The 23,719-nt window shown below is 63.3% G+C and carries 25 protein-coding genes; 15 read left to right on the top strand and 10 right to left on the bottom strand.

Features of this window, described 5'->3' with window-relative positions:
• Window positions 1-28: 28 nt before the first annotated feature.
• Window positions 29-2,131 (bottom strand): NAD-dependent DNA ligase LigA, encoded by a 2,103-nt coding sequence (gene ligA, locus GJR96_RS05370; RefSeq protein ID WP_151161992.1) that lies wholly within the window; start codon window positions 2,129-2,131, stop codon window positions 29-31.
• Window positions 2,132-2,388: 257 nt separating this feature from the next.
• Between ligA and GJR96_RS05375 the strand changes: the two genes are divergently transcribed.
• From GJR96_RS05375 to fer, 5 genes are all read left to right on the top strand, one after another.
• Window positions 2,389-3,714 carry an O-acetylhomoserine aminocarboxypropyltransferase/cysteine synthase family protein gene (locus GJR96_RS05375; RefSeq protein ID WP_151161993.1) on the top strand — a complete coding sequence of 442 codons (1,326 nt, stop codon included), beginning with the start codon at window positions 2,389-2,391 and terminating at the stop codon, window positions 3,712-3,714.
• Window positions 3,711-4,958, top strand: coding sequence for a homoserine O-acetyltransferase MetX (metX, locus tag GJR96_RS05380; protein ID WP_151161994.1), 1,248 nt, complete (start codon window positions 3,711-3,713; stop codon window positions 4,956-4,958). The genes GJR96_RS05375 and metX overlap by 4 nt, the downstream gene beginning before the upstream one ends.
• 142 nt (window positions 4,959-5,100) lie before the next feature.
• Window positions 5,101-6,393 carry an O-acetylhomoserine aminocarboxypropyltransferase/cysteine synthase family protein gene (locus GJR96_RS05385; RefSeq protein WP_151161995.1) on the top strand — a complete coding sequence of 431 codons (1,293 nt, stop codon included), beginning with the start codon at window positions 5,101-5,103 and terminating at the stop codon, window positions 6,391-6,393.
• Window positions 6,394-6,521: 128 nt separating this feature from the next.
• Entirely contained in the window at window positions 6,522-7,643 is a 1,122-nt protein-coding gene (locus GJR96_RS05390; protein ID WP_191965885.1) for an inorganic phosphate transporter, read from the top strand.
• A 123-nt stretch (window positions 7,644-7,766) separates the two neighbouring features.
• Complete coding sequence (fer, locus tag GJR96_RS05395) at window positions 7,767-8,156, top strand: ferredoxin Fer (RefSeq protein WP_151161997.1); 390 nt, start codon at window positions 7,767-7,769, stop codon at window positions 8,154-8,156.
• A 735-nt stretch (window positions 8,157-8,891) separates the two neighbouring features.
• On the opposite strand, the gene GJR96_RS05400 is transcribed toward fer, so the two are convergent.
• Together GJR96_RS05400 and GJR96_RS05405 are read right to left on the bottom strand one after the other, a co-directional pair.
• Window positions 8,892-9,245, bottom strand: a complete 354-nt coding sequence (locus GJR96_RS05400; RefSeq protein ID WP_151161998.1) for a type II toxin-antitoxin system PemK/MazF family toxin — start codon at window positions 9,243-9,245, stop codon at window positions 8,892-8,894.
• Window positions 9,242-9,478, bottom strand: a complete 237-nt coding sequence (locus GJR96_RS05405; protein WP_151161999.1) for a hypothetical protein — start codon at window positions 9,476-9,478, stop codon at window positions 9,242-9,244. Before GJR96_RS05405 ends, GJR96_RS05400 begins: the two co-directional genes overlap by 4 nt.
• Window positions 9,479-9,678: 200 nt before the next feature.
• On the opposite strand from GJR96_RS05405, the gene GJR96_RS05410 reads away from it, so the two are divergent.
• From GJR96_RS05410 to GJR96_RS05425, 4 genes are all read left to right on the top strand, one after another.
• Window positions 9,679-10,635: a hypothetical protein gene (locus tag GJR96_RS05410; RefSeq protein WP_151162000.1), complete on the top strand. Its 957-nt coding sequence runs from the start codon at window positions 9,679-9,681 to the stop codon at window positions 10,633-10,635.
• A gap of 102 nt (window positions 10,636-10,737) precedes the next feature.
• Window positions 10,738-11,763, top strand: coding sequence for an A24 family peptidase (locus GJR96_RS05415; protein ID WP_151162001.1), 1,026 nt, complete (start codon window positions 10,738-10,740; stop codon window positions 11,761-11,763).
• A 98-nt stretch (window positions 11,764-11,861) separates the two neighbouring features.
• Window positions 11,862-12,230, top strand: a complete 369-nt coding sequence (gene hisI, locus GJR96_RS05420) for a phosphoribosyl-AMP cyclohydrolase (RefSeq protein WP_151162002.1) — start codon at window positions 11,862-11,864, stop codon at window positions 12,228-12,230.
• Window positions 12,231-12,254: 24 nt separating this feature from the next.
• Window positions 12,255-12,500 (top strand): hypothetical protein, encoded by a 246-nt coding sequence (locus tag GJR96_RS05425; RefSeq protein WP_151162003.1) that lies wholly within the window; start codon window positions 12,255-12,257, stop codon window positions 12,498-12,500.
• A 12-nt stretch (window positions 12,501-12,512) separates the two neighbouring features.
• On the opposite strand, the gene GJR96_RS05430 is transcribed toward GJR96_RS05425, so the two are convergent.
• Both GJR96_RS05430 and glmM read right to left on the bottom strand, forming a co-directional pair.
• Window positions 12,513-13,109 (bottom strand): GNAT family N-acetyltransferase, encoded by a 597-nt coding sequence (locus GJR96_RS05430; protein ID WP_225317700.1) that lies wholly within the window; start codon window positions 13,107-13,109, stop codon window positions 12,513-12,515.
• 39 nt (window positions 13,110-13,148) lie between these two features.
• Entirely contained in the window at window positions 13,149-14,513 is a 1,365-nt protein-coding gene (gene glmM, locus GJR96_RS05435) for a phosphoglucosamine mutase (protein WP_151162004.1), read from the bottom strand.
• A gap of 126 nt (window positions 14,514-14,639) precedes the next feature.
• Here glmM and hisA point away from each other — a divergent pair, with 126 nt between their 5' ends.
• Complete coding sequence (gene hisA / locus GJR96_RS05440; protein WP_151162005.1) at window positions 14,640-15,356, top strand: 1-(5-phosphoribosyl)-5-[(5-phosphoribosylamino)methylideneamino]imidazole-4-carboxamide isomerase; 717 nt, start codon at window positions 14,640-14,642, stop codon at window positions 15,354-15,356.
• Between the two features lie 18 nt (window positions 15,357-15,374).
• Here hisA and GJR96_RS05445 read toward each other — a convergent pair whose 3' ends face one another.
• Window positions 15,375-15,731 (bottom strand): hypothetical protein, encoded by a 357-nt coding sequence (locus tag GJR96_RS05445; RefSeq protein ID WP_151162006.1) that lies wholly within the window; start codon window positions 15,729-15,731, stop codon window positions 15,375-15,377.
• Between the two features lie 15 nt (window positions 15,732-15,746).
• Window positions 15,747-15,905 carry a hypothetical protein gene (locus tag GJR96_RS05450; RefSeq protein ID WP_225317701.1) on the bottom strand — a complete coding sequence of 53 codons (159 nt, stop codon included), beginning with the start codon at window positions 15,903-15,905 and terminating at the stop codon, window positions 15,747-15,749.
• 443 nt (window positions 15,906-16,348) lie between these two features.
• Here GJR96_RS05450 and GJR96_RS05455 point away from each other — a divergent pair, with 443 nt between their 5' ends.
• The 3 genes from GJR96_RS05455 to hisB all read left to right on the top strand — a co-directional run bounded on the left by GJR96_RS05455 (window position 16,349) and on the right by hisB (window position 17,949).
• Entirely contained in the window at window positions 16,349-16,975 is a 627-nt protein-coding gene (locus GJR96_RS05455) for a DUF7344 domain-containing protein (protein WP_151162007.1), read from the top strand.
• Window positions 16,976-17,115: 140 nt separating this feature from the next.
• Window positions 17,116-17,289, top strand: a complete 174-nt coding sequence (locus GJR96_RS05460) for a hypothetical protein (RefSeq protein WP_154326179.1) — start codon at window positions 17,116-17,118, stop codon at window positions 17,287-17,289.
• A 66-nt stretch (window positions 17,290-17,355) separates the two neighbouring features.
• The gene (gene hisB, locus GJR96_RS05465; RefSeq protein WP_151162008.1) at window positions 17,356-17,949 is read left to right on the top strand and encodes an imidazoleglycerol-phosphate dehydratase HisB; all 594 of its coding nucleotides are present in this window, start codon (window positions 17,356-17,358) and stop codon (window positions 17,947-17,949) included.
• Window positions 17,950-17,955: 6 nt separating this feature from the next.
• Here the strand turns inward: hisB and GJR96_RS05470 are convergent, their stop codons facing one another.
• Entirely contained in the window at window positions 17,956-18,765 is an 810-nt protein-coding gene (locus GJR96_RS05470; protein ID WP_151162009.1) for a hypothetical protein, read from the bottom strand.
• Window positions 18,766-18,903: 138 nt separating this feature from the next.
• Between GJR96_RS05470 and GJR96_RS05475 the strand changes: the two genes are divergently transcribed.
• Window positions 18,904-19,407, top strand: a complete 504-nt coding sequence (locus GJR96_RS05475; RefSeq protein ID WP_151162010.1) for an ACT domain-containing protein — start codon at window positions 18,904-18,906, stop codon at window positions 19,405-19,407.
• Window positions 19,408-19,698: 291 nt separating this feature from the next.
• A complete protein-coding gene (locus GJR96_RS05480) occupies window positions 19,699-20,331 on the top strand; it encodes an IMPACT family protein (protein WP_151162011.1) in 633 nt (210 codons plus the stop codon).
• A gap of 51 nt (window positions 20,332-20,382) precedes the next feature.
• Here GJR96_RS05480 and GJR96_RS05485 read toward each other — a convergent pair whose 3' ends face one another.
• On the bottom strand, window positions 20,383-23,223 hold the full coding sequence (locus tag GJR96_RS05485; protein ID WP_151162012.1) for a TRAP transporter permease: 2,841 nt from the start codon (window positions 23,221-23,223) through the stop codon (window positions 20,383-20,385).
• A gap of 3 nt (window positions 23,224-23,226) precedes the next feature.
• Window positions 23,227-23,715: a DUF1850 domain-containing protein gene (locus GJR96_RS05490; protein WP_151162013.1), complete on the bottom strand. Its 489-nt coding sequence runs from the start codon at window positions 23,713-23,715 to the stop codon at window positions 23,227-23,229.
• Window positions 23,716-23,719: the final 4 nt, after the last annotated feature.

Genomic DNA, 23,719 nt, shown 5'->3' on the forward strand with positions numbered 1-23,719 from the left:
GGCCCGCCTCGTGGCGGTCCGTCACTTCTCACTCCGTCGGATACGAGACGCCGCGCTCTGCGAGAAACGTCGCAAACTCGTCTTCGTCGAGCGTCGGCACTTCGTTTTCGTCGGCGTCGTCGCGTTTCGACTGCCCCGGGTTCTCGCCGACGACGAGGTAGTCGGTGTTGCCCGAGACTGACCCCGTGACGTTGCCACCGTGCGACTCGACGAGTTCGCGGACGGCGCTTCGACTCACTTGCAGGGTCCCCGTCACGACGATGGTGACGCCGTCGAGTTCGTCGCCGCCGCCTTCGACGGGTTCTGGGTCGACACCGTGGTCGAGGAGTGACCGAATCACGACGCGATTGTCTTCGTTCTCGAAGAAGTCGCGGACGCGGTGGGCCACCGTCTCACCCACGTCGGGGACGGTGGTCAGACGCTCCTCGAACGCGTCGAACCGCGACTCGTGGACGTCTTCGTCGATGGGGAACTCGTCGATGGACCCGAACTCGCGGGCGAGGGCACGAGCGGTCGCTTCCCCAACTTCGGGGATGCTCAGACCGACGAGGAACGAGGCGAGCGACGGCGATTTCGTCCCCTCGATGGCGTCGACGAGGTTCTGTGCGCTCGTCTCGCCCCATCCTTCCAGTTCGACTAACTCGTCCACCGTCAGGTCGTAGAGGTCGGCGACGTTCTCGACGAGTCCCGACTCGACGAGTTGGGCGACGCGTTCGCCGCCCAGTCCGTCGATGTCCATCGCGCCTTTGACCGCGAAGTGGCCAATCGACGCTTCGCGCTGGGCCGGGCAGGTGAGACCACCGGAACAGAACGCCAGCGGTCCGTCCCGGTCTACCGGACTCCCGCAGACGGGACACTCGTCGGGGAACTCGTAGGTCCCGCCGGCGTCCTTGACGACTTCGACCACCTGTGGAATGACGTCGCCCGCGCGCTTCACGCGGACGCGGTCACCGAGGGCCACGCCAAGCGACGCGATTTCGTCCGGGTTGTGGAGTGTCGCCCGCGAGACGGTCACGCCACCGATGTCCACCGGGTCGAGAAGTGCGACCGGGGTGAGTCGCCCCGTCCGACCGACCTGCACCACGATGTCCCGGACCGTCGTCACCTCGTGGCGGGCGGGGAACTTGTAGGCGAACGCCCACCGAACCGACCTGCTCTTTTCGCCTAACTGCTCGCGTGCCTCGCGCGAGTCCACCTTGATGACGGTGCCGTCGATTTCGAAGTCGAGGTCGTCGCGCAGGGCCAGCATCTCGTCGCGGTAGTCGATTGCGCCCTGCACGTCGTCGGCGAATTCGACGTGGTCGTCTGCGACACGGAGGCCCCAGTCGTGGAACCGGTCGAGCGCCGCGCGCTGTGTCTCGGGCGTGACGCTCGCGTTGAGGACGTCGTAGAAGAAGACGGCGAGGGGTCGCTCGGCGACGACAGAGGGGTCGAGGTTGCGCAGGGTTCCGGCGGCGGCGTTTCGCGGGTTGGCGAAGGGGTCTTCCCCCGCTTCGACACGCTCGCGGTTCAGGTCGCTGAAGGCCGGTTTCGGCATGTAAATCTCTCCGCGAACGGCCAGTCGCTCGGGTGGGTCACCACGGAGTGAGAGCGGAACCGTCGGAATCGTCTTCACCTGTGCGCTCACGTCGTCGCCGCGCTGACCATCGCCGCGGGTCGCCGCGCGGACGAACTGGCCGTCTTCGTAGACGACTTCTATCGAGAGACCGTCGAACTTGGGTTCGCAGACGTACGTGACGTCGCCGACTTCGCGGCGGACCCGTTCGTCGAACTCCCGCAGGTCATCGGCCTCGGTACTCTGGTCGATAGAGAGCATGGGTGCGGTGTGTTCGACTGTCTCCAGTCGCTCGATGGGTTCGCCCCCGACGCGGTTCGTCGGACTGTTCGTCGTATCGAGGTCGAACGTGCCTTCGAGCGCGACGAGACGAGAAAAGAGCGCGTCGTAGGCCGCATCGGAGACGAGCGGTTCGGCCTCGACGTAGTAGCGGTAGTCGTGTTCGCGGATGGCCTCGCGGAGGAGTGCGGCCTGTCGTTCGGCGTCCTCGCGTGCGAGTTCCTCGGCGAGGTCGAACTCGGTCGGCGGGTCCCGAAGATAGGGGTTCGACTCGGTGTCGGCGTCGGCGTCACTCATTGGTCGGAGTGTCGGACGGACGGCGGGTAAACACTCCGGGCGGTGTCGCAGTCCTGCGTCGCTTCAGGCGAAGAGATGCGCCACACCGAGTGCGGTCATGAAGATACTGCCGAACCGGGAGAGCGTCACGTTCCACTCGGCACGTCACTCCCCTCGATTCGGCTGTACGCCGGTCTCTTCGGCCAGTCTCACCCACCGTGGGCAACGCTTGCCGTAACTAGTGGTTATTCTTCGCTCCAGAAATATGCACCTCATACATGACCCGAGGTTTCCGCACTCGCGGCCTCCACGCCGGACAGGACCCCGACCCGGCCACAGGGGCCCGTGCCCCACCACTCTATCAGACCACGTCGTACGTCTTCGACGACGCGGACCACGCCGCTGACCTCTACGCCCTCGAATCGGACGGCGACGTGTACTCGCGCATCTCGAACCCGACGACTCGTATCCTCGAACGCCGACTCGCCGCCCTCGAAGCGGGCGTCGACGCGGTGGTCACCTCCTCGGGAATGGCCGCCCTCGACGCCATCACCACCGTCCTCGCCGCCGCCGGCGACAACGTCGTCCTCTCTGAGGACATGTACGGCGGCACGTCGTCGTACTTCTCGAAGACGGCGACTCGCAGAGGAATCGAACCACGAACTGTCGAGACGTTGGACGTGGATGCCTACGCCGACGCCATCGACGACGACACCGCGTTCGTCCACGTCGAGACGGTAGCGAACCCCTCTCTGAAGACGCCGGATTTCGAGGCCATCGCCGACGTGGCCCACGACAACCGTGTCCCACTCGTCGTGGACAACACGTTCGCGACACCGGCGCTCTGTCGGCCCATCGAACACGGCGCAGACATCGTCTGGGAGTCCACGACGAAGTGGATTCACGGGTCGGGAACCACCGTCGGCGGCGTCGTCGTTGACGGTGGCACCTTTCCGTGGAACGCCACGGACTACGACGAACTCTCCGGCGAGAACCCGGCGTTCGGTGTCGACTTCGTCGAGCGATTCGGCGAACGCGCGTTCTCACAGGTCGTCCGGCACCGTGCCGTCAGAAGCACCGGCAGTTGCCAGTCGCCCTTCGACGCGTGGCAGACCATACAGGGCCTCGAAACACTCGCACTCCGGATGCGCGCGCACTGCGAGAACGCCCGACAGGTCGCCGAACACCTCCGCGACCACGAGGCCGTCTCGTGGGTGTCGTACCCCGGATTCGAGGACCACGAGACGCACGAACTCGCCTCGCGGTATCTGGAAGGAGGGTACGCCGGGATGGTCACCTTCGGCCTTGACGGTGCGGACGACGAGGAATCCTACGAGGCGGCAAAGACCGTCTGCGAGTCGGTCGAACTCGTGAGTTTCCTCGCCAACATCGGCGACGCGAAGTCGCTTCTCATCCACCCGGCGTCGACGACCCACGCCCAACTCTCGCTCCACGAACAGCGTGCGGCGGGTGTCGAACCCGACATGCTCCGCCTCTCGGTCGGTATCGAAGATGCCGCGGATATCGTCGCCGACATCGACCAGGCCATCGAACAGGCGTTTGCAGCACGACCCGTCGCTGCGACTGGTGAGGTGGAATTATGAGTCGCACGCGAACCGCTCCGGGCCGACGAGTCGAATCGGACGTCGTCGACGTGGGCGAGTTCCAGTTCGAGTCGGGCGAAATCATCCCCAACTTGCACGTCGCGTACGAGGCCTACGGCGAGTTCACCGGCGATAATGCAATCGTCGTCTGTCACGCTCTCACTGGAAGCCAACACGTCGCTAGCCTCGGGAGTGGGTCCAGTGTCTCGGGACAGGCCCGCGCGTGGTGGTCCGATATCGTCGGACCGGGCAAAGCAATCGACACGAACGAGTACTACGTCGTCTGTGTGAACGTTCCGGGGTCCTGTTACGGGACCAGTGGTCCCGCGAGTGAGGGACCGGACGGTGAACCGTGGGGGACCGACTTCCCGCCGGTCACCGTCTCTGACTGGACGCGCGCACAGCGTCTGCTCCTCGACCACCTCGGAATTGGCCGACTCCACGCCGTCGTCGGCGGGTCCGTCGGCGGAATGAACGCGCTGGACTGGGCCGTCCAGTACCCCGACGACGTGGACCGCCTCGTCGTCGTCGCGGCGGCGGCGCGACTCGACCCACAGTGTCTCGGCCTCGACGCCGTCGCGCGTCGTGCCATCACGACCGACCCGAACTGGAACGGCGGCGACTACTACGGCGACGACCATCCCGACCCCGAGCAGGGACTCGGATTGGCCCGGCAAATCGGCCACCTGATGTACCTCTCGAAAGACTCGATGGACAGAAAGTTCGGTCGGCGTTCCGCTGGTCGCGGTGGCCGTGGGGACACGTACCCTGCCGACCCGGCGGCGGCGTTCTTCCCCTACCGCGAAGTCGAGTCGTACCTCGACTATCAAGCAGAGAAGTTCGCCGAACGGTTCGACGCGAACTCGTATCTGTACCTCACACGCGCCATGGACGACTTCGACCTCTCGGAGGGGTACGAGTCCGACGCTGCTGCACTCGCCGCGTTCGAGGGTGAGGCACTCCTCATCTCCTTCACTGGCGACTGGCACTTCACGACCGAACAGTCGGAGTCGCTGGCGGAGGCCTTCCGCCGGAGCGACGCCCCGGTCGCACACCACGTCGTCGAGTCCGACCACGGCCACGACGCCTTCCTCGTCGAACCCGAGAAGGTCGGCCCACCACTCGGTGACTTCCTCACAGAGGGTGTCGCTGGCCGGGCCGTGACCGACACCGTCGCCGACGGCGGCGAACCGGAGTCGGAGAAGGACTTCGCACCGGTTCACTCGTCGCTGTTCAGTCGGTAGGCGGACCACAGTTCGGTCCTCGCTTTGGCCCCCACCGCGTGTTTCGCCGGCACGACCAGCGCCGCGTGCAGTCGCGTCGCAGACACCGGCGGGAATTGCGCGCGTCACCCTGTTTTAGCCCCGTCAGACCGAGTCTCGAATCATGAGTGACGACAAGCCGGGATTCCACACCCGGAGCCTTCACGCAGGACAGGACCCGGACGACGCGACCGGTGCCCGCGCCCCACCATTGTACCAGACTACCTCGTACGTCTTCGAGGACGCCGCGGACGCCGCCGCGCAATTCGCCCTCGAAAAGCCCGGGCACATCTACTCGCGCCTGATGAACCCGACGGTCGGGATGCTCCAAGAGCGTCTCGCCTCGCTCGAAAGCGGCGTCGGTGCCGTCGCCACCTCCTCGGGAATGGCCGCGTTCGACCTGTTGAACTTCCTCCTCGCGTCCGCCGGCGACAACATCGTCTCCGCCTCGTCGCTCTACGGCGGGACCTACACCTACCTCACGCACTCTGTCGAGCGCCGCGGGGTCACGACCCGCTTCGTCGACACGCTCGACGTCGACGCCTACGAAGAGGCAATCGACGACGACACCGCGTTCGTCCATCTCGAAACCATCGGCAACCCTGCGCTCGTGACGCCCGACATCGAGGCCATCGCCGAGGTTGCGCACGACCACGGGACGCCGCTCGTCGTGGATAACACGTTCGCCACGCCGTACCTCTGCAATCCCATCGAACACGGTGCCGACCTCGTCTGGCAGTCCACGACGAAGTGGATTCACGGCGCTGGCACGACCATCGGCGGCATCCTCGTCGACGGCGGGAACTTCCCGTGGAGCGAGTACGCCGACGACTATCCCGAGATTGCCAAGCCGAATCCGGCGTACCACGGCGTCAACTTCGACGAGACGTTCGGCCCGGCCGGGTTCACCTACGCCGCCATCGCCCGCGGTCTGCGTGACCTCGGTAACTCCCAGTCACCGTTCGACGCGTGGCAGACGCTCGAAAAACTCGAATCGCTCCCGCTTCGGATGCGCGCACACTGCGAGAACGCGCAGGCCGTCGCGGAGTTCTTAGACGACCACGAGAAGGTGTCGTGGGTGAACTACCCCGGCCTCGAATCCCACGAGACCCACGAGGAAGCCTCGAAGTATCTCGACGGTGGATACGGCGGCATGATTACGTTCGGACTCGCAGACGGCTACGAGGCGGCGAAGGGTACCGTCAACGGCGTCGAACTCGCGTCGCTCCTCGCCAACGTCGGCGACGCGAAGACGCTCGTCATCCACCCGGCGTCGACGACGCACCAGCAACTCACAGAAGAAGAACAGGCCGCCGCGGGCGTCACACCGGACATGGTCCGTCTCTCGGTCGGTATCGAAGACGTAGACGACATCATCGCCGACCTCGACCAGGCGATTCGCTCGGCGTCGGTCTGAAACGCTCCCTTCACGGGTCGCCTTCGCACAGGTGAGGAATCGACCGTTCGACCATCGCTCCTTTTGCAGATGAGTGGGAATGGGAGTGCGTGGTAGAATCACTCCTGTTCGTCGGACTCCTGGTGGCAGTGTTCGTCGGGTTCAACATCGGTGGGTCGTCCACGGGGGTCGCGTTCGGGCCGGCAGTCGGGAGCGACGTGCTCGGCAAACTCGCTGCCGCGGCGTTGATGACCGGGTTCGCGCTCCTCGGTGGGTGGACTATCGGACGGGAAGTCGTCGCCAAGATGGGCGGCGAAATCGTCCCGCAGAGTGAGTTCACTCTCGCCGCGAGTGTCGCCGTCCTCTTCTTCGTCGGGTTGGCGCTCTTGGTCTCCAACACGTTCGGGGTCCCTGCATCCACGTCGATGACTGCGGTCGGCGCAATCGCCGGCCTCGGCCTCGCCCGCGGGTCGCTCAACTCCGACGTGATGCTCGAAATCATCTCGTGGTGGATTGTCGCGCCGGTCATCGCGTTCTGGATTTGTGCCGTCATCGGTCGGTACATCTACCCGTATCTCGACGCGTGGCTCAAACTCGACCAGAGTCCGGGCGCCCTCGTCGAACTCGACCGAAACGGCACCATCCCGCGCCCTCGCCTCGGGCCGAATACGACCTTCCGCGAGTTCGGGAGTACGATTCTCGTCGTCGTCGTCGCCTGTTACATGGCGTTCTCCGCGGGGGCGTCGAACGTCGCCAACGCCGTCGCACCGCTCGTCGGCAACGGTGCAATCGGCATGAACGCCGGTATCCTGCTCGCGTCCGGTGCGATTGGACTCGGCGCGTTCACCATCGCCCGCCGGACCCTCGACACCGTCGGAAACGACCTCACCGACCTCCCGATTCTCGCGGCACTCATCGTCGAGGCAGTGAGCGCGTCGCTCATCTCGTTCCTCTCGGCAATCGGCATCCCGGCGAGTCTGGCAGTCAGTGCGACGATGTGCATCGTCGGCCTCGGGTGGGGGCGTGCGACCCGGACCGTCAAACTCGGCGAGGCGCTCAGCGGCCGAGAATCGGTGCAAGTGTCGGTCAACGCCCTCGCCGCCGACCGTGAGGACGAAGTCCCGAAGATGGGCGAAGAAGCGCCCGACGAACTCTCTGCCCACGACCTGTTCGACCCCGGCACGACTGGGCGTGTCATCTTCTTCTGGATGCTTACGCCGTCGCTGTCGGCCATCGCCTCGTACGCGCTGTTCTCGTCGAGCGTCTTTTAAGAAGAGAATCCTCCGTTCGGGTGACGTCTCTCTTCGGTCTACTGTGACTGAGGCCATCACGCCGGCCAGTTTCGCCGCACGGAACAGCAAAGTCTAATGGTGTGGCCTCCGAACCGCTTGTTGATGCCCACGGTAACCTACCTCAACTACGAAACTCTCGACGACCAGGGCTGGGACCTCGACGACGAGGACCTCTTCGAGAAAGCGGCTGACGCCGGTCTCGACGCCGAAAACTACGGTGAGCTCGAAGTCAACCAGGGCGAGTACATCCTCGAAGCCGCAGAGGCGCAGGGCTACGACTGGCCCTTCAGCTGCCGCGCAGGTGCCTGTGCGAACTGTGCCGCCATCGTCAAGGAAGGCGACATCGAGATGGACATGCAGCAGATCCTCTCCGACGAGGAAGTCAACGACAAGAACGTCCGTCTGACCTGCATCGGTTCGCCCACGGCTGACGAGGTCAAGATCGTCTACAACGCGAAGCACCTCGACTACCTGCAGAACCGCGTCATCTAAATTCTGCTGTCAGTACACTATACGTACAACAGCAGTAACTTGGAGACGCACAAAACACCCAAAACATCCATTCTTTAGCAGAAGAACGCTTGAACTACTTGTATAGCCATTTGCTCGAACTGCCGAGTGATAATTACTGACTCGAAACGTCACACGGACCTGTAAACTGGTGTCTGTTCGTGTTGCACCACGAAATCAGTCTATACAAGTACTAGAAAACCAGCTCTGTGGAATTCCTCTGTGATTGACGGGTGTGGCGTGCAACATACAGAGGATGAGTTCAGCACAGCACCAGCGCTATTGTCCCGACTTGACAATGAAAAACACTATGCTAAATGTCACTCATTTTTGATTATGCCTACAACTGGGTTCGTTTTCTGGATACCCATTGCGTTCGTACTTATCGTCGTTGCTTCGTTTGTTGGGACAATACTCGCCCTGCAAGTCTACCATGGTGATAGAACGGTAAACCTCCCTTTTTCAGATTTTATTAAGAGATTCAGTAACGATAGGAGATAATAACACTCTCCTACGGGGAATTTGGGGCTTGATGTGTATACCTCTCCGTTATCTCTTGAAAGAAGCCCTCGCCTGACCGACTCGCGCCCTGTATTCAGCACGAACTCTGTAACCCGCCATCAGATGATGGTTTCAACAGAGCTATTATGTCGTATCCTCCTGAGAGTCCGAAAAGAACCAGCCTCGGCTCCCCCACATCGCATTCGTTGACCTCCTTCAGTTGAGTCCGAGGCTCAGTTTCAGTGCGTCGTCTACCTGCGTCATCGTTCCTGCATCCAGATTCCCGACGACCGAGTGAATCCGCTTCTCGATGGAGACGACCCGAATCTGGTCCAGACGAACCGACGAGTCCTTCTCGAACGGCGAGTCGTCCGCTTCGACCAGCACCTCGAATGGGTAGCCTCGGTACGTGCCAGTTGCGGGTGCCACGATGGTCGTACTCGAATTCGCGTTCCCGACGTCGTTCTGGACGACGACCGCTGGGCGGGTCTTCTTCATTTCGTGACCCTCAGCAGGGTCGAGTCGGACGATGACGACGTCGCCGCGTTTCACTTCTGTCTTCTCACTCATTCATCCAGCCCGTTCCACGCCTCGTCCGACGTGTCGTCCCACGTTTCGGCCAACGATTCCGCACTTTCGGATGCTTCCCGATAGGCGGCGGCGAGTTCGTCTTCGTCGGGCTGGTCGTTTTCGACTTCCACCACGGCAACGGTCACGCGCTTGTTCGCGTATTCCGTTCCGAGATAGATTCGACCTCGGTCGTCGGTGTCGTTAGTTCGCAGGTCTCGGGCGTCTACTTTCATTGTGTTACCCACTATGACCCACTGTCGAATAACTCTTACCCACTATTGCCCACAAATACGGCGAGTGAGACAACTGCCGAAAGAACCGCGTCATCTAAGACGCCAACTCAGCACTTTCTTTCGGTAGTCGGTCGGTGAGCGACTGCACCGTCTGTCGAACCGCCGACAGGCATTTGTCACCTTGTACGGTGCGTCTGCATGTGTCGCCGTTCACCGACGCCCTCCCCGACGAACTCGATTTCTCGCTTCCATCCGAACCGGCCGAACTTGGACGCCTGAGTACCTTCCTCGTCTGCGTCTCGCTCACGACTGCCGGTGCGTACTGGCTCTCACTCCGTCTGCGTGGTGTGCCCGTCTTCGACCTGCTCTCGTCGCCGGGCATCGCAGGACTCGCGCTCCCGACGCTCGTGTACGCGAGATATGCGGATCTCGACCTTCCACTGCGCGTCGACGCGTCGCTGACGCGGGTTCGGCTGGAAACTGTCGGAACCGCTCTTTCGCCCGTCTTCGCGCCCATCCTCGCCCTCGTCGCCGTGACTGTCGCGACTCCGCTCGTCTTTGGCACGTCGTTCGCGGCGCTCGTCGGGTCGACGTTTCACCCGAAGGCGTCGGTGTTGGCCACTGCCTCGTGGTGGGTCGAACCGACGTTTCTCGCCGGGGCTGGTTATGGCGTGTTGACCGCGCTGGTGTTCGAACACCTGCGAACACGGATGTCGCTCTCGTCGCGCGGGGCCGTCCTCTCTGCGGCGGCACTGGGAACGTACTTCCACGGTGGACTTCGAAGCGCCGCGCTCACGCTCGTCTCGTTCCCCAAACAGTGGCGACTCGGCCTCTTCGCCATCCTCCTCGTCGCCACCGTCGCCGGTGGCATCACCGTCGGATTCGTCTACTGGAGTGCCGTCGAACGTTCGATTCGGGTGGTCTACCGCCCCGTCTTCGTGCCTGTCTTTGCGCTCGGGGTGGTCTCTCTCGTCGCGTTCGTGACGCTGTTTGCCGAGATTCCCGGTGGGTTCGAACACGCACTGTGGGGACTCGCGTTCGGGTGTGCCGCGCACGGATACGCCCGAACCGGGTCGGTGTGGGTTCCAGTCGTCACGATGTCGCTGTTCGGTCTCGCCGTTCGTCTCGTCGGGTTCGTCGAACTCGCCGTCTTCTAACCTCGTCCGGTTGGGTCGGTTCCACCCCTGCACACCAGACTCCCAGTTTCACGACTGAGAACCTTCCCGAACACCTAACTCCCCTGCCCCCAGTCTGCCGGTATGTTCGGTATCGGCACGCTCCCCGACCTCTTGCGACTGGTCGTCGTGCCCGTCCTCGCGTGGACCGCGTGGCGGGACATCCGCACGCGACGCGTCCCGAACGTCGTCTGGTACCCACTGGCGGCGCTCGGACTCGTCTTGCTCGTGTGGGAGACTCTCGGCCACCTCCCGGTCGAGACGGTGTTCGACCGCCTCTACCTCATCCGGGTCGGCGTGAGCGTCTTCTTCGTCGTCCCGCTCTCGTACATGTTCTGGCGACTCGGCGGATTCGGTGGTGCCGACGCCAAGGCACTCATGGTCTTCGCCATCCTGTTGCCGACGTTCCCGAGTTACACGCTCGGCGAGCTCGTCTTGCCCCTCGAACAGACGACCCTCGGCGTCTTCTCGATGACTATCCTCACGAACACTGTCATCGTCGGCCTCGCGTATCCCATCCTACTCGCGGCCCGTAACCTCGCGGCCGGTGAGTTCGAGTTCCCACTCTCGTTCGTCGGCCGGCGCGTCTCCGTTCCGTCGCTCGCAGACACCCACGGCCGCCTGTTCGAATCGCCGGACGGCGTCACGCGAAGCGGTCTAGACCTCGACGCGCTTCGGATGTACCTGCGCTGGCGCGGCCTGTCGCTCGCTGACCTCAGAGCGGCACCCGAGACGCTCCGTGACCCGGAGACTATCGGTGAGACGTTCGAGCCGACCGACGGCGCGGTCCACCGGCAAGTCAGCACCGACGGTGGGTCCGCGGCGAACGCAACCCGTGACGAGGACCACGAGTCTGCCCGGGATGCTGCCCAAGACACCGACTTCGAGGACCCGTGGGGTGCAGCCGCGTTCCTCGACTCTATCGAGGGGTCGGCCTACGGGACGACACCGGAGAAACTTCGCGGTGGTCTCGAACTCGTGACGTCCCGCGAGTCCGTCTGGATTTCGCCGGGCATCCCGTTCATCGTCCCGATGTTCGTCGGTCTGGTCGTGGCGTTCGTCTACGGGGACATCCTCTTCGGCGTCCTCGGTGCACTCGGCATCGCCTGACCGATGGGGGCCAAAAGTCACTCGGCGTCACGCGACGGCGACCCGACGGCGTCCGACGACGCACAAGAGATAACCCCCGTGACCCCGTGGCCGGAACCATGACGGTCGATGTCGACTTCGGCGAGGACGGACTCGTCCCCGCCGTGGCGCAGGACGCTGACTCCGGCGAGGTACTCATGCTGGCGTACGTCTCGCCGGAAGCCCTCGAACAGACGTTAGAGACGGGCCGGGCACACTACTATTCGCGCAGTCGCGACGAACTCTGGGAGAAGGGCGCATCGAGCGGTCACACACAGGACGTACAGGAGGTTCGGGTCGACTGCGACGCCGACACGCTTCTCTACGTGGTCGACCAGAACGTCGGCGCGTGTCACACCGGCCACCGGTCGTGTTTCTACCGGACCATCGACGGCGAGAACGTCGGCGAACGCGTCTTCGACCCCGACGCCGTGTACGACGACGAGTAACCGGATGACGAATCGACAGCAGGGATGGTAAACGAAATCACCGTCGTGTCGGCCGCCGTCGGACTCGGGTGTTTCGCACTCGGGTGCCGAATCCTCAAGAGCGCCGCCGCCGCCCGGCGCGTGGCCCGGTCGGACGACCCCGAGTTCGTCCTCGACCCGACACGGGAGGACCCACCGGACGACGAAATCGACAGCGATGACCTCGAACGTGGGTTCATGTTGCTCGTCTTCGGGTCACTGGCGCTCGTCTTCGCGGCGATTAGTCTGTGAGGCCCGTGGTCGTTATCTCGGGAGCGTCCGCTTCATGAGGACTACAGCGTAGGTTTCCTCCCAGAAGCTGGTCTCGATTCGGTCGGTGGTCTCGAACCCTTTCGAGCGGTAGAACTGTCGTGCCCGCCGATTCTCCGCGAACGCTTCGAGGACGAGGTGCTCGAACTGTGTGGGGATGGCCGATGTAACTGCGTCGAGCAGTTCTGTCCCGACACCGCGACCCCACCACGAGGGGTCGACATAGAGGACCCACAACCCTGCGTCGTCGTCGCCGACGAACGATTTGGCTTCGTCACCCCAGCGTGTCGCGGCGAACCCGACGACGGTGGCACCGTCGTCTGCCGCTGTACCGTCGTCTGCCGCAGTTGCATCCCCGTCGTCGTCGTCGACAGCGACGACGTACCGACCCGACTCTGTCTCGTTGAGCGTGGTTGCGTACTCGAACTGCTCGCGGAGTCGCTTTTCGTCGGGTTCGGCTTCCGGGTCTGGAAGGTGGTCTTCCGGGAGGATGTGGTCGTACGCTTCCGCCCAGCATCGAGCGTCCACACGACGAACACCGCGCATCTCGCCGACGGACTGAGGAGGCCTGATAGTGATGTCGCTGTCCACGTGTTCGACTCTCGACCACTCGTAAAAATGGTTTCTCGGCTACAACTCGTCCAGCGCGGAACGGAGCGCGTCGGCCGCGCCCTCGGCGAGTTCGGTCGCTCGTTCCTCGCTTCGGCCTTCAGCGTAGATGCGAACTTTGGGTTCGGTCCCCGACGGGCGAACGAGCACCCACGCGTCGCCGTAGTCGAGGCGGTAGCCATCGGTCGTATTCGGCGTGGCGTCGGCGGCAGTGGCGTACTCGTCGGCGGCGTTGAGCATCGCTGTCAACTCCGCTTCCTCGGTGTACTCGATGTTGATGCGGACGTTGAAGTAGTCTTGATACGGGGCGACAATCTCGCTCGCCGGGCGCTCTGCGACGAGTTCGAGGAACTTCGCCGCGATGTACGCACCGTCGCGGACGAGACGGTAGTTCGGGAAGAAGACGCCCCCGTTCCCCTCGCCGGCGACGGGGACGTTCGTGCCGGCGCGCCAGAGGTCGCGGATGCGCGTGATGAGGTTCGTCGCGCCGATGGGCGTGAGTTCGAGGTCGGCACCGACCTCCTCGCACACGTCGACGAGTCGCTGGGAGACGTTTACCGCGGAGACGGTTGCGTCGCCGGGTTCGAGGAAGGCGGCAGCGAGTGCGGCGAGCGACGCTTCGCCGGAGATGGATTCACCGTGCTCGTCGACGAAGACGGCCCGGTCGGCGTCGCCGTCGTGGGCGATACCGAGGTCGGCATCCGTCGCGCGGACGAGTCGTTCGAGGTCTCTGAGGTTCTCTGGGACGGGTTCGGACTCTCGGCCGGGGAAGTGGCCGTCCGGTTGGGCGTTGACTGTGCGGACCTCACAGCCGAGTTCGCGGAGGAAGTCGGGCGTGACGAGTGACCCAGCACCGTGTCCGGGGTCGAGTGCGACGGTGAGATTCGCCTCGGCGATGGCCTCGCGGTCCACGTTGGCGAGGAGTTCCTCGCGGTAGTCGTCGTTCGCGGTGTCTACCGACCGACACGTCCCGACCTCGTCCCACGCGGCGACGTCGAACTCCTCGGTGAGGATGTGGTCTTCGATGCGCTCTAACTCGTCGACGGAGAGTTCGACACCGTCTTCGCCGACGAGTTTGACGCCATTGAACTCCGGTGGATTGTGAGAGGCCGTGATGACGACGCCCGGAATCGACTGGGCTTCACAGTACCGGACGGCGGCGGGCGTTGGCACGACACCCAGGTCGTCTACGTCGACGCCGACGCTCGCGAGGCCGGACGTGGCGGCGTTGACGAACATCTCTCCTGTGGTTCGAGTGTCGCGTGCGATGGCGACGCGGTCGGCGGTCCAGACCGTGCCGGCGGCCTTGGCGACGCGGAGGACGAACTCCGGTGTGAGGCTCTCACCAACCACACCGCGCGTCCCGCTGGAACCGAAGAGTTTCATTGGGTATGTCTGTATCACGCCACGACAAAGCCGTTCCGAACTGTTGCTTCACGACTTACACAATGTCTCGTCTGCGACGTCACCGGATTCGGTGCGTTTAGGCACGTCGCTCGCTCACGATGCTGTATGTTCCCGGAGTTCGAAGTCGTCCCCGCTGTCGACATGCAAGACGGTGAAGTCGTCCAACTCGTCCAGGGCAAACGCGGCACCGAAAAGACGTACGGCGACCCGGTTCAGGCCGCCCGTCGCTGGGTCGACGCCGGCGCGAAGACACTCCACCTCGTGGACCTCGACGGTGCCTTCGAGGGCGAGCGAAAGAACGCTCCGGCGGTCGATTCTGTCCTCGACGCGGTAGACGTCCCCGTCCAACTCGGCGGTGGGATTCGAACCGCCGACGACGCCCGCACTCTCCTCGACAGGGGTGTCGACCGCGTCATCCTCGGAACGGCGGCAGTCGAGAACCCCGACATCGTCTCGGAACTCGCCAGTGACTACCCCGACGGTGTGATGGTCAGCCTCGACGCGAAGGACGGCGAAGTCGTCGTCTCCGGGTGGACCGAAGGGACCGGTCTCGACCCCGCAGAGGCCGCCGCCCGCTACGAAGAACTCGGCGCGGCAGCAATCTTGTTCACCGACGTGGACGTGGAGGGACAACTCGAAGGTGTCCACCTCGAAACGACTTCGAGAGTCGTCGACGCGGTGGATATTCCGGTCGTCGCGTCCGGCGGTGTCGCCTCGCTCGACGACATCTCCGAACTCCGTGACGTTGGTGCCGCCGCCGCCGTCGTCGGGACGGCACTCTACGAAGGTCGCTTCACACTCGAAGAAGCGATGGACGCGTAACCCACGCTCTCTCCGGACTCAGAGGCGAACGTAGCGCCCGACGACCGCAGCGACACTGTCGACGACGCCGTAGACGCCGACGGCGACGAACAGTACCCCGATGAGCGCGGTTTCGGGGCGCGGTGTCGCGAGAAATGGGCCACCGAGGACGAGCATGCTGAGCGTCACGACGTCTCGTTTCGGGTTCAGTTCGAGTCTGTTCGTGGCCGACACGCTGGGTCGTGCGGCGCGCTGTGTTCTCTCTGGCGTACCGTTTGCAGGTCGTGGTCGGTCTGTTCGTGCCGTGTTCGCCGTTCGCCCCTCGTCTGCTCGTTCGTCCCTCGATTCGTCTCTGCGAGTGTTCGCTGACAGACCACCGTCTACCGTGTGGGACATTCTGTCTCCCCCTCGTCAGCGATTGTTCTGTGTCCCATCGGCGAGTACCGTCGCGCCAACTGCCAGTGCGACGAGTGCGAGTCCGAGGCCAACGGCTATCTCTGACCGTGCTGTCAGCAGGAGTCCCCCGACGCAGATGGTGTATCCGGCCACCAGCGCTCCCTTGCGATGCATGTCCCTCTCTACGCGTCCAAAGATATGAATTTCAGGCAGACGAGCGTCTGACGTTCGACTCGAAACGAGGGGGTCCGCGAATCACCGTCGATACTGAGTCTCTTGCTCTCCTTAGCTATCGGGAATCGTTGGTCGGACTTGCGTCGCCGACGGCAGTCACTCACACCACGCCCGGTGCCGGCATACCACGAGGATGTTTGTTCACCAAATGGTGTCCATTCGGTTACGCAACGAGTCGTGAGTGGTCGTCGACCACCGAGTAACGAGTTCCTTTCAGAAAAACCGCTGTACTGCGACACTGTCGGCGTGTACTATTTGTCAGTTCCTAACGATGAATGTCGGTGTTACAGACACGTTAGGAAGTCTATCAGGGGACTAACTAAGATAATGTCTCTTCTTCAACACGTACGGAACGCACACGAGGAACGACCAATGGAGGAACTATGAGCGGGTCGACACCCAGAGAACAGAACGCCCCTCTCGGAGTCGCGACGTCGATAGAATCGGTCGACGATTCGGTTGACCCACCGACCAGAGACGATGTCTTCGAGGCACTGAGCAACCGCCGACGCCGATACGCCTTGCACCACCTCAAACGCATCGACGACGACGGCGAACCGGTCGAACTCTCGGAGATTTCGAGGCAGGTGGCAGCGTGGGAACTTGGAACCGACCCACGGGAACTGTCGTACGACGACCGAAAGAACGTCCACACGTCACTGTATCAGTTTCACGCGCCGAAGATGGACGAACTGGGACTCGTTCAGTACGACCAACGTGGTGGAACGGTCGAACTCACCGAGTATGGCAGGGAGATAGACGTCTACCTCGAAACGGTCTCCGAAGAGCAAATTTCGTGGAGCGTCTACTTCTTCTTACTCTCTGCTGGAATGATTGTGCTCGTCGGTGCTGCGTGGGCCGACCTCTTTCCCTTCTCGACGATTCCCGGCATCGCGTGGGCCGAAGTGGTCGCATCACTCTTCTTGTTCTCTTCGGCCGCCTTCGTCTACCACAGTCGGTACTCGATGCGCGTCGGGAACGACGGTCCACCGCCGGAGGTGGGAGAATGACACGACAGAGAGGCGTGGTCGCCACCCTGTCGCACACCATCCACACTGCAAGCGTGTGCTCGTCGGGCGACACACCGACTGCAACGACTCCCAGCGTGACCGACGAGATTCGTGTCTCTCGACTGGCGAGGCGGTGGTGAATGGGTTTCTTCGACCGTGTACCGGGCATGGTCTCAGGTGCCCCTCGGCGAAACGTCCTCGTCTTCTTGTTGTACCTCTTGTTTCTCTTCTTCTCTGTGAGTCTCTTTTTCATGGAACGAACCGCCGCCATCGTCGTGCTTTCGTCACGTCCGCCTCGGTGGTGGACGGTGTGACGCTGACGCGGTCGGCCTCTGCCGCCGACGCGAATTCATATATGTTCGGCCTCCCTCGAACGCGACATGAGCGACGCCGACCGAACCGCGGCCGTCTCCCGCGAGACATCCGAGACGACCATCGACGTGACACTCGCCGTCGACGGCGACGGCGACACCGTCGTCGAAACCGGCATCGGGTTCTTCGACCACATGCTGGAGGCCTTCGCCAAACACGGCCTGTTCGACCTGACCGTCCAGTGCGACGGTGACCTGCACATCGACGACCACCACACCGTCGAGGACGTGGCTATCGTCCTCGGCGAGGCGTTCACGGAGGCACTCGGTGACAAGCGTGGTATCGTCCGGTACGCCGACCGGAAGGTCCCACTCGACGAGGCAGTCGCGTCCGTCGTCGTGGACGTGTCCGGTCGCCCGTTCTTCGAGTTCTCCGGCGATTTCTCGCAACCGTCCGTCGGAGAGTTCACGAGCGTCATGGCAGAGCACTTCGCCATGTCGCTGGCGATGAACGCCGGACTCACGCTCCACGCCGGTGTCGACGGCGACAACGCCCACCACGAGGTCGAAGCGTTGTTCAAAGCGCTCGCACGCGCCCTCGACGACGCGACCCGGGTCGACCCGCGTCGCTCTGACACGCCGAGCACGAAAGGGAAACTGTAGCGCGTCTCAGGGTTTTCGGAGCGTTCCGCCGTCGTCGACGAGGAGTCCGCGTTCGACCGCGTAGTCGAAGATATCGGCGACTTCGTCGTCGTCGAGGTCGTACGCGTTCGACGCCAGCGATTCCACGTCGGCGCGTTCGACGGGGAACTCGCGGTTCTGGAGGATACGAACGACTTTTCTGAACTGTGGCGGCTCAGCCGGTGTGTCGTCGGCGGTTGCGCCGTCACCATCCGCGCTGTCTTCTGGTTCGTCACTCGCCACGTCGTCTACGGGTTCGTCGCTGGAAGCGTCGTCTCCCGTCTCGTCTTCGGCACCGGCGTCGCCCTCGGCGTCGACTGAGTCGTCTCCGTCAGTCTCGTCGTTGGGACTCGATTCGCTCTCGTCTGTCTGCACCGAGTCAGCGTCGAGTGGGTCTGCGGCGGCAGTCTCTGCCGAGTCCGGTGAGTCGTGGTCGGCTGGTTCGGGTGGTGACGGTGCCGGGTCGACGGCGTCGACGTCGACTGTCGCCGCGTCGCCAGCCGATTCAGAACCACCTGCTTGCGGAGTCGCAGACGCCCCCGTCTCGGCGGATGCGTCGTCGGGAACCTCCACGTCGCCGGACTGTGTCCGGCGGCCCGACGAGCCTTGCTCGTCGACGTCTGCATCGACGCCCAGTCGCGTCAGGAGTGGTTCGACGACGTCCGTCAGCGTCTCTTCACAGTGTTCACAGAGGACGACCCGTCGTTGGTCGTCCGCGGGCGTGAGTTCCGGCGGGAGTACCTCGTAGACGCCGGCGGCGTCGGCACCGCAGAAGTCGCACGTGCGTAGTTGGCGCATGCACGAGGCGTCTTCCCCGCGACGGTTAAACCCTCTTGCCGACGCGGGTAACGACCACGTCGGACCGTGCCGACCACGGTCCAGTCGTGCGTTCGACATACCACTTAATGTGACTGCCCGCAAACTGCGGGACGACGAATGTTCGACGAGATTATGGAGAAGTTCGAAGGCAGTCCGAGCCAACAGGCTGTCATTCGACTGCTCTTAGAACGCGGCTTCTCCGTGAACGACGAGGGACGGGTCGTTTCGGGCGGTATCGAGATTCCAAACACTGGCATCGCCCGTGAGGCCGGTGTCGACCGGCGCGTGGTGGACTCGACGACAGACGCCATCCTCGCGGACGAAGAACTCCGGCGCATCTTCCAGAACATCTCGGCGATTCCGAGTCTGATGGACCTCGCACCGGTCCTCGACCTCTCCGTGCTCACCGTCGAGGTTGCGAACGCCGACGAACCGGGAATCGTCGCTGCCGTCACCTCGAAACTCGCCGACGCCGGCATCTCTATCCGCCAGACGATTAGCGAGGACCCGGAGTTCACCGACGACCCGAAACTCTACGTCATCACGGACGAACCCGTCCCCGGCGACCTACTCAACGACCTCTCAAACCTCGGGTTCGTCCGGCGCATCACCATCGCCTGAACGCCTGTTTCGCCTGTTTCGCCTGTTAGTTCGTTGTAGTTTCTGTCAACCCGGCAATAAGATTCATATGTGATTTCGAGCTATCTAGTCACATGTCTCACGTCCGCAACTGTATGTGCTGTGGTGCGCAGATTTCGGAGACACGCCACCTCTGCGGGGTCTGTATCCAAAACGGGTGTACGTCGTACGCGAACGCCTGCGGGCAGTGACCTGACGGCCGGGCCGTTCTGACGACCGGACAACTCCGCCCGGTGGGAATCCTTTTGCATGCCGCGACTCCAACTCGGAGTCATGACTGACGCCTACCGTACTGTCGCGGACCGGGCCGAAGCACGGTTCGAGGTCAGTGGTTCTGAGTTCATCGGCTACATCTCGCCGGCAGAGACGGTTGCAGAAGCGGAGGCGTTCATCGACGAAATCGAAGAGCGACACCCGGATGCGACGCACAACGTGCCCGCGTATCGCGTGCCAGCAGGTGAGGCGTCGTCTGCCGTTCCCGGCGGGGGGAACGTCATGCTCCGCGAGTACCAGAGCGACGACGGTGAACCGACCGGTTCGTCGGGGAAACCCGCGCTCAACGTCCTCGTCCAACAGGACGTACGCAACGTCGTCGCCGTCGTGACGCGGTACTACGGCGGGACGAACCTCGGTGTCGGTGGCCTTGCTCGGGCGTACTCTCGTGCCGTCAAAGAGGCCCTCGACGCGGCCGGTATCGTCGAAGAGATACCGCACGAACGGTTCACTGCCACGGTCGATTACGACGACTCCGGGGACGTTCGCGGCATCCTCGAATCGACCGGCGTCGAGTTCGAGGCCGATTACGACCAGCGCGTCTCCTTTTCAGTTCGCGTCCCCATCGACGACGCCGACGCACTCCGCGATAGACTCCGGAGTGCGACGAGTGGTCGTGTCGAGATAGAGTAGAATGAGTAACGACCGTGAGACGAACGAAGACCGAACGGCGAACCGACTGTCTTAGTCGGTCGGTTCGGGTGACCCTGCTGGGGCCTCTCGCTTCCCCTGTTCTGCTTCGCGGCGGTTCTTCAGCGCGAGTGCGCCGAAGATAATCCCACCGACGCCGCGCATCGCCAGGTCGACAGTGACCGTCGTGGGGACAGTCCCGACGAGTCCGAGTGCGCCGCCGAGGTCGAACACCGCATTCAGTAGCAACATCGGTGCCATCAGCAGGAACGCCGCGACGGCGAAGAGGCCGCGTTCGACGCGAGTCACGCGACTGTAGAAGTATCCGATAACCGTCGCACCTAACGCGATGACGCCGATGAAGACGCCGAGGACAGGAATGACGACTTCGGGGATGAAGAACCCGAGGTCGGCGATATCCGCACCGGTGATGACTGCGGCTTGTTCACCGCGTCCGCGGAGTAGCAGGATACCCGGCGTGAGCGCGAACGCGAACGGGACGACTGCCTTGTTGAGTGACAGCGAGAACGCCTTGACCCCGGTCTGGAACGGGTCCGACCGGGCGATACCAGACGCGGCATACGCTGCCACTGCGACCGGTGGTGTGATGTCTGCAATCACCCCGAAGTAGAGGATGAACAGGTGTGCCGCCAGAAGCGGGATGTCCGACGACTGCGCGATGGCCGGTCCGAGGAGGGAGACGAGGATAATGTACGTCACCGTCGTCGGCATCCCCATCCCGAGGATGATGGACGCGATAGCCGTAAAGAGCAGGAGCAGGACGATAGACCCGCCCGCGACCGCTTTGATGAGCGCCGTCAGGTTCGGTCCGAGACCCGTCGCGCTGACGACGCCGGGGATGATACCCGCGGCGGCGACGGCGACGACGACTTCCGTCGAGGTCCGCGCACCGGAGTCCATCGACTTGCCGATGAACGTCACGTAGCGGAACGCGTTGACGTCCGATAGCGACGGCCGAGAGACTGCGTTTGCGATTCGGTCGGACGCCTCGTCGACCGCGTCGTCGAATTCGAGGAGCGGTGAGTCGAGTGCCGGCCGAGCGAGCATCACGACGAGACTCACAAAGATGGCGAGGATGCCGAGTTCGCCGGCGGCAGCGAGGACGGCATCGACGATGCCGAGGGCCTCACCACTGCCGCCAGTGAGTGCGTCGATGATGCCGACACCGGCCGTGGCGTACGCGGCGATTTGTGCGACGAAGAGGGTCACAATCCCACCGATGAGCGGGATGCGAGTCCGCTCGTTGTACGCTGCGACCACCGAGAGGAGCGCCATGATGGCGATGAGCGTGAACCACGCGGACCGCGCGACGGTCAGGCGCTCGACGAGGAGGTAGTACAGCAACAGGAGAATCGGGATGAGGTAGAACCACCCGCGTGCGAGGTGGAAGCGAAGGTCGACGACCTCAGAGCGGTCGAGGCCGCCGATGTTGGCCCGAGTCGCTTCGAGGTGGACCATGACCCACACACCGAAGAAGAACACCACGGCGGGAATCGCCGCCGCGATGATGATGTCCGAGAACGGGACGCCGATGAACTCAATCATCAGGAACGCTGCTGCGCCCATGACTGGCGGGAGAATCTGCCCGCCAGAGGACGCAGACGCTTCGACGGCACCCGCGAACTCAGAGCGGTAGCCAGAGCGCTTCATCAACGGGATGGTGAAGGCACCGGTCGTCACGGTGTTCGCAATCGAGGACCCGGAGATGGTCCCCATGAACCCGGACGCGAGGATGGACGCCTTCGCTGGGCCCCCCTTTCGGGTCCCCGTCGCGGCGTACGCGAGGTCGATGAACCACTGGCCTGCGCCGGACATCTCCAGGAACGCTCCGAACAGGATGAAGATGTAGATGAACTGCACGGAGACGGTGACCGGGATGCCGAACACACCGTTTTCGGTGTTGTACCAGAGGTTCTGGATGATGTTCGCCCACGTCCCTTCCGGGATGGAGAGGACGCCGATGAGTGGCGTCGTCGGCGAGATGAGGAACCCGTACTTCGCGTAGACGATGAACGAGGCGACGATGAGCGTCAGGTAGAACCCGAGCGAGCGTCGCGTCGCTTCGAGCACCAAGAGGACGCCGACGACGCCGAGGAAGAACGGGTACGACACGCCGGCGAGTGGGATTCCGACGGCGCTGATAATCTCGGCGACGAAGCCGAGTGGTCCGAGGTACTCTGCGACAGTCCGGCCCGCGTTGAGGCCGAAGATACGGAGTTGCTGAATCTCGGACCACTCCATGACCATGTAGATGGCCGTCGCGGCGGCGAGGACGATGAAGAGCAGGTCCACGGGCGTCACGCGTTCACGGTCCGGGTCGACGGCGAGCCAGCGGACGAACCGCCGGACACCGGCAGCGGCGCGAGTGACGGGGCTGTCTTCACCGAGGCTCGATGCGAGCGATGGTACGACGCGCCCGAGACGCGTCGCGACGGCACCGTGTCCGGTCGTCGGCGGGAAGAGGATGAACGCCAAGATGAGCGCGAAGGCGACGTGAATCGAGTTCACCTGCAGGAGTTGCAGTGACCCGAGCGAAACCTCGCCGACGAGAGGCAGTGTCGCCGAGAAGTCGAATCCACGGGCCGCCAGCCACACTTGGAACACCGAGAAGGTGATGGCGATGAAGGAGGTGACGATTGCGGCCCATCCGGTAATGGTTCGCTTGCGGTCGATGCCCTCCAGCATCTCCTGAGCCTCTTCTTCGGATATCTCTTCGTCTGTCTCGGTCCCCTCACTGTCGTTCGGCGCCTCACCACCGTCGGTTCGAACCGGTGGCACGTCGCCGTCGTGTCCTCCCGTGCGGTCGGACCGAGGGGCATCATTGCTGTCGTTGGGGTCGTCGGTTCGACCCTCGTCGTGTGTTCTGTTCGTCATTGGTCAGTGGAGGGCGGCATCGAGGACCGACTGGTTCGTGACGTGAAGGCGAACTGAGCGCGCATCGGAGAGCTCGACGAGGTCGTACGTCTCGTCTCCGACGTGGAGTTTGTGACCGGCGACGTGGCCGGGCTTGATGTAAACTTCCTCCCAGCTCCCTTCTGGGTCGAAGACGTACGACCCGTTTTCCTTGTGGACGTCAGCATAGGCTGGAAGGCCCCACCCGTACGACTCGAATTCCATTCTCGTCATCTCGAGTTCACCGTTTCTTCGAACTGTGTACTCGTCGAGGACGCGCGTCTTCTCGACGCTGTGCATATACTCGACGGAGACGGTAGTATCTTCTTGAACTGGCGCTGTCAGTAGCGTCTCGCCTGTCTCCGCGTCTTCGACGACGAGCGCTTGCCCGCCGGGAACGGCGGCGCTCCCGCCGACAGCGAGCGCTAACACCGCGACTGCGACGAGGAAACGTGTTCGGTTCGAATCAAGCATCGAA

The sequence above is a fragment of the Haloferax litoreum genome (assembly GCF_009674605.1).
GTDB lineage: Archaea > Halobacteriota > Halobacteria > Halobacteriales > Haloferacaceae > Haloferax > Haloferax litoreum.

What these genes read in the sequence shown, in the direction of transcription:
- GJR96_RS05400 (WP_151161998.1), bottom strand. Translation starts at nt 9,245, where the DNA reads ATGAGTGAGAAGACAGAAGTGAAACGCGGCGACGTCGTCATCGTCCGA.
- GJR96_RS05445 (WP_151162006.1), bottom strand. Translation starts at nt 15,731, where the DNA reads ATGTCCCACACGGTAGACGGTGGTCTGTCAGCGAACACTCGCAGAGAC.
- GJR96_RS05455 (WP_151162007.1), top strand. Translation starts at nt 16,349, where the DNA reads ATGAGCGGGTCGACACCCAGAGAACAGAACGCCCCTCTCGGAGTCGCG.
- glmM (WP_151162004.1), bottom strand. Translation starts at nt 14,513, where the DNA reads ATGAAACTCTTCGGTTCCAGCGGGACGCGCGGTGTGGTTGGTGAGAGC.
- metX (WP_151161994.1), top strand. Translation starts at nt 3,711, where the DNA reads ATGAGTCGCACGCGAACCGCTCCGGGCCGACGAGTCGAATCGGACGTC.
- GJR96_RS05490 (WP_151162013.1), bottom strand. Translation starts at nt 23,715, where the DNA reads ATGCTTGATTCGAACCGAACACGTTTCCTCGTCGCAGTCGCGGTGTTA.
- GJR96_RS05405 (WP_151161999.1), bottom strand. Translation starts at nt 9,478, where the DNA reads ATGAAAGTAGACGCCCGAGACCTGCGAACTAACGACACCGACGACCGA.
- GJR96_RS05375 (WP_151161993.1), top strand. Translation starts at nt 2,389, where the DNA reads ATGACCCGAGGTTTCCGCACTCGCGGCCTCCACGCCGGACAGGACCCC.
- GJR96_RS05450 (WP_225317701.1), bottom strand. Translation starts at nt 15,905, where the DNA reads ATGCATCGCAAGGGAGCGCTGGTGGCCGGATACACCATCTGCGTCGGG.
- GJR96_RS05415 (WP_151162001.1), top strand. Translation starts at nt 10,738, where the DNA reads ATGTTCGGTATCGGCACGCTCCCCGACCTCTTGCGACTGGTCGTCGTG.
- hisB (WP_151162008.1), top strand. Translation starts at nt 17,356, where the DNA reads ATGAGCGACGCCGACCGAACCGCGGCCGTCTCCCGCGAGACATCCGAG.
- hisI (WP_151162002.1), top strand. Translation starts at nt 11,862, where the DNA reads ATGACGGTCGATGTCGACTTCGGCGAGGACGGACTCGTCCCCGCCGTG.
- GJR96_RS05485 (WP_151162012.1), bottom strand. Translation starts at nt 23,223, where the DNA reads ATGACGAACAGAACACACGACGAGGGTCGAACCGACGACCCCAACGAC.
- hisA (WP_151162005.1), top strand. Translation starts at nt 14,640, where the DNA reads ATGTTCCCGGAGTTCGAAGTCGTCCCCGCTGTCGACATGCAAGACGGT.
- GJR96_RS05475 (WP_151162010.1), top strand. Translation starts at nt 18,904, where the DNA reads ATGTTCGACGAGATTATGGAGAAGTTCGAAGGCAGTCCGAGCCAACAG.
- GJR96_RS05470 (WP_151162009.1), bottom strand. Translation starts at nt 18,765, where the DNA reads ATGCGCCAACTACGCACGTGCGACTTCTGCGGTGCCGACGCCGCCGGC.
- fer (WP_151161997.1), top strand. Translation starts at nt 7,767, where the DNA reads ATGCCCACGGTAACCTACCTCAACTACGAAACTCTCGACGACCAGGGC.
- GJR96_RS05385 (WP_151161995.1), top strand. Translation starts at nt 5,101, where the DNA reads ATGAGTGACGACAAGCCGGGATTCCACACCCGGAGCCTTCACGCAGGA.
- GJR96_RS05425 (WP_151162003.1), top strand. Translation starts at nt 12,255, where the DNA reads ATGGTAAACGAAATCACCGTCGTGTCGGCCGCCGTCGGACTCGGGTGT.
- ligA (WP_151161992.1), bottom strand. Translation starts at nt 2,131, where the DNA reads ATGAGTGACGCCGACGCCGACACCGAGTCGAACCCCTATCTTCGGGAC.
- GJR96_RS05480 (WP_151162011.1), top strand. Translation starts at nt 19,699, where the DNA reads ATGACTGACGCCTACCGTACTGTCGCGGACCGGGCCGAAGCACGGTTC.
- GJR96_RS05460 (WP_154326179.1), top strand. Translation starts at nt 17,116, where the DNA reads ATGGGTTTCTTCGACCGTGTACCGGGCATGGTCTCAGGTGCCCCTCGG.